This is a genomic window from Streptococcus sp. HMSC071D03 (assembly GCF_001812125.1).
Lineage (GTDB): Bacteria > Bacillota > Bacilli > Lactobacillales > Streptococcaceae > Streptococcus > Streptococcus pseudopneumoniae_N.
In genome coordinates this window covers 1-832 of the sequence record NZ_KV807794.1, presented here as the reverse complement: position 1 = coordinate 832, position 832 = coordinate 1, and the positions used below count along the sequence as shown (strand labels likewise).

2 protein-coding genes are annotated in these 832 nt (G+C 35.0%); one reads left to right on the top strand and one right to left on the bottom strand.

The annotated features are described in order from the left end of the window. Positions 1 to 214: hypothetical protein (locus tag HMPREF2837_RS11550; protein ID WP_222565306.1), on the top strand; the 214-nt coding region annotated here is incomplete at its 5' end. 399 nt (positions 215 to 613) lie between these two features. Here the strand turns inward: HMPREF2837_RS11550 and HMPREF2837_RS08480 are convergent. Beyond that, the coding region (locus tag HMPREF2837_RS08480; RefSeq protein WP_261674350.1) for an LPXTG cell wall anchor domain-containing protein at positions 614 to 832 on the bottom strand (219 nt) is incomplete at its 5' end.

Here is an 832-nt window from a genome sequence, read left to right as displayed (position 1 = left end):
CTTTGTGAAACATAGGGAACACCTCACAACTCTTTTTACCTCTATTATACGACTTTCCAAAAACAAAAGCCCTTGGAAACTTGACTTCCAAGGATTTTGTCTTCAATCTGACGTTGATGATATCAACGTTTTTTCTGTCTTTATACAAGTTTACAATGCTACATCAAGACACTTGAAATATGGGAACATTAACTTTTCTTATATGGAAGAATAATCTATGCATTTATAGTAGATTGAAATAAGTTGTGAACAAAGAGATTAGGAAATTCAAATCAATTTCTAATAATGTTTTAAAATCTGTAGCGTACTATTCTAGATTCAATCCACTATAATAACTATTCATACTCTTCGAAAATCAAATTCAAATCACGTCAGCGTCACCTTGCCGTACTCAAGTACATCTTGCGGCTAGCTTCCTAGTTTGCTCTTTGATTTTCATTGAGTATCAATTGAAATTTAACGAATTTTAACTATTTCAAAAGATCTGTAAGACTGATATTTCCCCTTTCTCCTAATCATTATCCATCAAAAAACCGTAAGAATTTCTTCTTACGGTTTTTCTAGCAAATTCATAGAATTGAGATTCTCAGTTTTGCTTTATTTGAGTAATTTCTTACTCTTCTTCCTCACGTTTTTTAGCGAAGAGGAGTCCACCTGTCGCTGCTGCAAGAAGTGCTAAAGCAAGTGAAGCGCTAGATTGTTCTGTACCAGTATTTGGCAATTCTTTCGCTCCTGCTTTCTTAGCTGGTGCTTGAGCAGGTGAATCTTTAACTCCATCTGCATCTTTTCCTTCTGCATCTTTAGCTTTTTCGGCGTCAGTCAAGTTGCTTGG